This window comes from Dyella sp., from assembly GCF_036568765.1.
In the GTDB taxonomy this organism is placed as follows: Bacteria; Pseudomonadota; Gammaproteobacteria; order Xanthomonadales; family Rhodanobacteraceae; genus GSA-30.
Map to the genome: position 1 here is coordinate 1 of NZ_DATCRY010000125.1, position 5274 is coordinate 5274.

Genomic DNA, 5274 nt, shown 5'->3' on the forward strand with positions numbered 1-5274 from the left:
CCGCCAGTCGCAGTACGTGGCGCTCGCGATCGTTGAGCGGATCGGCATCCGACCATGCCTCCAAAGCAAGCTGCGGATCGATCGCGCGGCCACCTCGATGCACCGTTCGCAAGGCCTCGGCCAGGTTTTCCGCCGGCGCATCCTTGAGCAGATAACCCGAGACACCCGCGTCAAGTGCGCGGCGCAGAAAACCGGGGCGCGCGAACGTCGTAACGATGATCACCTTGATCGGCAACTCATGGCGCTGGATCCGCTGCGCGAGCTCGAGCCCGGTCAGTCCCGGCATTTCGATATCGGTGACCAGCACATCGGGCTTGAGGCGCTGAAGCTCCCGCCAGGCACTCTCGCCCTCCGACGCCGAACCGAGTACCTCGATATCCGATTCGAGCTTGAGCAGCGCCGATAGCGCACCACGCACCATCGCCTGGTCTTCGGCAAGCAATACGCGAATCATGCAAAACCTCGGCTTTGATGGATGGGAAGCGAAGTATCTTCAGCGTTGCCGGCCAGCTCCTCATCGGGCAATTCGAACAGACGCTTTTCCGGAAGCGGGATGACGATCTTCAGGATCGTGCCCTGCCCTTTGGGCGACTGGATCTCCAGTTGACCACCCAAGGCAAGCACGCGCTCACGCATGCCGCACAAGCCGTTGCCATCCGAACAAACCCCGCCTCGACCGTTATCGGAAATCGTTACGTGCAGGTGCCGCTCGCCCGTTTCCAGCTTGACGGTCGCGCGGCTGGCTTGCGCATGACGTGCAATGTTGGTTGCCGCTTCGCGAAGGATCAGCGCCAGACTGCGTTCCATATCGACGGGCAGGACCAGGGCCGGCAGCACATAGTCCATATGAACATGGGACGATTCGAGCAGCAGACGCACCGACGCCAGTTCCGCGGCAATATCCGTGGCGCGAATGCCAGTCACCGCAGAGCGTACTTCGGCGAGCGCATGACGCGCGACACGTTCGGCATCGGCCATTTCGCGCCGTGCCGCTTCCGGATCGCGATCGAACAGCTTGCGCGAGAGTTCGAGCTTGAGCGTGATCAATGACAACGTATGTCCAAGAAGGTCGTGCAGATCTCGGCCGATCCGCTCTCGCTCGGCGGTCGCGGCCAATCGGCGCACTTCGTCGTGCGAAAGACGCAGCCGGACATTCTGCTCCTCGCTCATCGATTCGACGTTGACGATCGTAGTGACGATAAATGTCACCAGCGGCATGGTGACGATCATCTGCCAGGGAAAACCCGCAGCGGCTGCGACAGCCATGTAACACGCATTCAGCGCCACCACACGCAGCATGTAATTGACGATGCTCACGCCCCGGCAGCGCACCAGTATGCAGCCGAACACGAAATAGGTGGTCGAGCTCGGGTACCACGGCAGCAGGACCAAACCCAGCGCCACCGCAGCCAAGGCATACCACTGTCCGGCACGGCGCGTCGCCACCATGTAGTGCAGGTAGAGGACGATAAAGACCGGATAGCTGGCAGCGGTGAACGCCGCCCACGACCATCCGTAACCGCCGCCGAATAGCGGCGTGACGAAGATCCAGGCGGACCACAGCAGGTGCACCATGTCCGTCCACGGCGATTTGCCATGGCGGATGTTCTCGGCCATCGGCGAATCGATCGCTGGCTTCAACCAGTGGCGCAGCGGTTCGAGGTTCATGCCAGGTTCCCCATTTCAACGAAGCTTGCGGTCAGCCGTGTCGGCGCAGGCGGCGCGCAGCAAGTGCAATGAAGACCGCCGTGTAGATCGCCAGCACCCCCACGTGTATCCAGGTCCCCTCCTGGCCCAAGCCAACCGCGTTCAAGGCCAGCTGGTTCAAATGATAGCTCGGCCAGACGGGACCGAGTTGCTGCAGGAAACCGGGCAGGATCGTCAACGGGAACCACAAGCCGGACAGGAAGGCCATCGGCAGGTAGATCAGGTTGATCACGCCCGGCGCTCCCTGGCCTTTGATCAGGCTGCCGACAAACAGGCCCATCGCGCAGAACGGCAGAACGCCAAGCACGCTGGTGAAGAATGTCGCGGTCGCCTGAGCGAACGTCAGCGGCACGTGTGCCAGCACCAGGGCCATGCCGAGCAATAGAGCCACGATCGCCGAGGCCGACAGCAGCGCCATCACCATCTTGCCAAACAAATAAGCTGCCGGCGGCATCGGCAGCGCACGCTTGAGCAGCAACAAACCGCCGTCACGCTCGATGGCCAGCGACACACCAAAGCCGAATAGCCCAGGCGCCATGACACCGAACGTCGAATAGGCCGCGAGAAAGAAGCGCGGCGCATCCGGTCCATTCGCTTTTCCCAGGAAGATACCGAACATCAGGTAGAACACGGTCGGAAACAATAGTGTCGGCAACAGAAAACTGGGCGCGCGCAGATAACGCACGCATTCGCTGCGGATCTCCTCGAGATAGGCGCCGATCAGGCGCGCGGTCGACATGCGTGTCGACGAAGTCTCCACAGCCAGGGATTGCGTGGTGGCATTCATCAGGCAGCCTCGCGTTGCAGAATGTCTTCGTTGCCCGCATCGCGGGTCAGTTCGGTAAACGCTTCGGCCAGGCCCGCGCGTTGCACCTCCAGCTCACGCAAGGATGCATCGCCGGCAAGTAAGCGCCGAACCAGGCTCTCCGCTTCAGCGGTGGCGAGCCAGACGCGCTCACCCTCCTGGCGCACCTCCGACACTTCCGGCCATGTCGCCAGCAGTTCCGGCGCCAGCGTAGTCACACAACGTACGCGCTTGAGCGCGACGCGTGCGCGCAGCGCATCGACGCTACCTTCGCTGATCACACGCCCGCGCGCCAGCACGCACACGCGATCGGCCAGCGCCTCGGCCTCCTCCAGGTAATGCGTAGTCAAGACCACAGAGCAACCTTCGCCCACCAATCGACGGATCGCCGCCCACAGCGCCTGGCGCGCGTCGATGTCCATCCCGACCGTCGGCTCGTCGAGAAACAAAAGCTCGGGACGCCCGCATAGCGCCATGGCAAATTGCACGCGACGTTGCTGTCCGCCGGACAACTTCGCGTAAGGTCGCTTAAGCAAATCGCCGATCCCGGCCAGGCTCGCACTCTCCGCGAGCGAGCGTGGCGACGGGTAATAGCTCGCAGTCAAACGCAGCAGTTCCCCCACATGCAAGGTCGCCGGCAGCGTCGCCGATTGCAGCATTACACCGATGCGCCGCCGGGCTTCGAGATTCTGCGGATCGCGTCCGAACAGCTCGGCCTTGCCGGCGTCGGCACGCGTCAGGCCAAGCAACAGGCCGATCGCCGTGCTTTTGCCGGCGCCGTTGGGCCCGAGCAAGGCGAGCAGTTCGCCGCGGTGCAACATAAGATCGACACCATCGAGCGCGCGCAGCGCTCCGTAGTTTTTGATCGTTCCAATGAGCCGTGCGACAGGTTCATGCGAGTGGGACATGGGCTCCTCCTTTATGGCTACAGGCTAGGCCTCGCCTGACACGGCTTGCAGTCGCCAGCGTCAACAAGGGGGTGTGACAGCCGTCATCCGGGGGTTACGGGCGGCTCGGCGGCACGGTATCCTGAGCATTCGTCGCATCCGCTTTTCGATGTCGACATGCCTGCCTCGCGGGTGTCATGCAAAGCAGGCCGCGGCACGCCGGCAGCCCCCACTTTCGCCGGCGTGGCGCCAGCCATTGACTTATCAACCGCCCCGGTTCGACGGACTGGACATGACTGGCGCGGACCGAGGAGAACCATCATGGGTGTGATCGATCAGCTGCGCGAAATGCGCGAATTTGGCGGCAAGCCGCGTACCACCGGCCTGGATGACGCCGCTATCGAGCGCTTCGCTGCCAGCCACCCGGCGCTGTCGCAAGCCATCGACGAGGCGCTCGTGCGCCACCGCGACCTACGCGCGGACCTATCCGACTTTCTCAAGCTCGACGAGGTCGAGCAGCTGGAGCAGGCGCAGGCGGGCTTCGTCAATTTCTATCCGGACGACGGTATCAATCCTTATGTTCCGGCGGCCGCTCGCGGACCTTGGGTCGTCACGCTCAAGGGCGCAGTGATCCACGATAACGGCGGCTACGGCATGCTCGGTTTCGGCCATAACGACGAAGCGATTCGCGCTGCGATGAGCGCACCGCAGGTGATGGCCAATGTGATGACGCCCAATCTTTCGCAGATGCGCTTCGTCAAGGCGATGAATCGCGAATTGGGCCGCAACCGCGGTGGCAACCCGTATGCACGTTATTTGTGCTTGAACTCGGGATCGGAGTCGGTTTCGCTCGCCTGCCGCATTGCCGACGTCAACGCCAAGACCATGACGGACGCCGGCGGCCGCTATGCCGGGCGCACGATCAAGCGCCTGGCGGTCAAGGGCGCGTTCCACGGACGCACCGAGCGCCCCGCGCTCTACTCCGACTCCACCCGCAAAACATATCTGCAACACTTGGCGAGTTATCGTCATGAAGACACGTTGATTACCGTCGCGCCTTACGACATAGCGCAGTTGGAAGCCGTCTTCGCCGATGCCGATCGCCACGGCTGGTTTATCGAGGCGATGTTCCTCGAACCGGTAATGGGCGAAGGCGATCCAGGCCGCGCCGTCACACCCGAGTTCTACAAGGCGGCACGCGCGCTGACCGAGGCGCATGGCACGCTATTGATGGTCGACTCCATTCAGGCGGGCCTGCGTGCGCACGGCGTGTTGTCGATGACCGACTACCCGGGCTTCGAAAATCTGCCGCCGCCGGATATGGAAACCTTCTCCAAGGCGCTCAATGCGGGCCAGTACCCGCTTTCGGTGCTGGCGGTGGGCGAGCGCGCCGCCGGCCTGTACCGCAAGGGCATCTACGGCAACACCATGACCGGCAACCCGCGTGCACTGGACGTGGCGCTGGCGACGCTGGATCAATTGACCGACGAGGTACGGCGCAATATTCGCGAGCGCGGCAAGGAGTTCGTCGACAAGCTCAATACGCTCAAGAGCGAACTGGGCGGCCTGATCACCAAAGTACAAGGCACGGGCCTGCTGTTTTCCTGCGAGCTGGCGCCCGAGTTCAAATGCTACGGCGCGCACTCGATCGAGGAGTACATGCGCGAGCGCGGCATCGGCGTGATCCATGGCGGCGTCAACTCACTGCGCTTCACTCCTCATTTCAAGGTGACCAGCGCAGAAGTGGACCTGGTGGTAAGCGCGGTGCGGCAAGCGCTGCTGCACGGGCCTCGGAAGTTGAAAGAGGCTGACGCAGCGTAAAGATAGCGACGAGGGGCGAGCCACCGCGAAGGTGGCTCGCCCCTCGTTCCTTCC

At 62.9% G+C, this 5274-nt stretch carries 5 protein-coding genes; 1 reads left to right on the forward strand and 4 read right to left on the reverse strand.

All coding sequences use genetic code 11. The annotated features are described in order from the left end of the window. The 4 genes from VIM98_RS09065 to VIM98_RS09080 all read right to left on the reverse strand — a co-directional run. On the reverse strand, positions 1 to 454 hold a 454-nt coding region (locus VIM98_RS09065; RefSeq protein WP_331992774.1), incomplete at its 3' end, for a response regulator transcription factor. After that, on the reverse strand, positions 451 to 1668 hold the full coding sequence (locus VIM98_RS09070; protein ID WP_331992775.1) for a sensor histidine kinase: 1218 nt from the start codon (positions 1666 to 1668) through the stop codon (positions 451 to 453). The genes VIM98_RS09065 and VIM98_RS09070, both read right to left, overlap by 4 nt. Before the next feature lie 31 nt (positions 1669 to 1699). Then, a complete protein-coding gene (locus VIM98_RS09075) occupies positions 1700 to 2494 on the reverse strand; it encodes an ABC transporter permease (RefSeq protein ID WP_331992776.1) in 795 nt (264 codons plus the stop codon). Beyond that, positions 2494 to 3420, reverse strand: coding sequence for an ABC transporter ATP-binding protein (locus VIM98_RS09080; protein ID WP_331992777.1), 927 nt, complete (start codon positions 3418 to 3420; stop codon positions 2494 to 2496). Before VIM98_RS09080 ends, VIM98_RS09075 begins: the two co-directional genes overlap by 1 nt. A gap of 300 nt (positions 3421 to 3720) precedes the next feature. On the opposite strand from VIM98_RS09080, the gene VIM98_RS09085 reads away from it, so the two are divergent. Further along, positions 3721 to 5220: an aminotransferase class III-fold pyridoxal phosphate-dependent enzyme gene (locus VIM98_RS09085; RefSeq protein ID WP_331992778.1), complete on the forward strand. Its 1500-nt coding sequence runs from the start codon at positions 3721 to 3723 to the stop codon at positions 5218 to 5220. Positions 5221 to 5274: the final 54 nt, after the last annotated feature.

Bases quoted from the DNA above. Each gene is read 5' to 3' on its own strand.
- VIM98_RS09080 (WP_331992777.1), bottom strand. From the start codon at position 3,420: ATGTCCCACTCGCATGAACCTGTCGCACGGCTCATTGGAACGATCAAA.
- VIM98_RS09070 (WP_331992775.1), bottom strand. From the start codon at position 1,668: ATGAACCTCGAACCGCTGCGCCACTGGTTGAAGCCAGCGATCGATTCG.
- VIM98_RS09075 (WP_331992776.1), bottom strand. From the start codon at position 2,494: ATGAATGCCACCACGCAATCCCTGGCTGTGGAGACTTCGTCGACACGC.
- VIM98_RS09085 (WP_331992778.1), top strand. From the start codon at position 3,721: ATGGGTGTGATCGATCAGCTGCGCGAAATGCGCGAATTTGGCGGCAAG.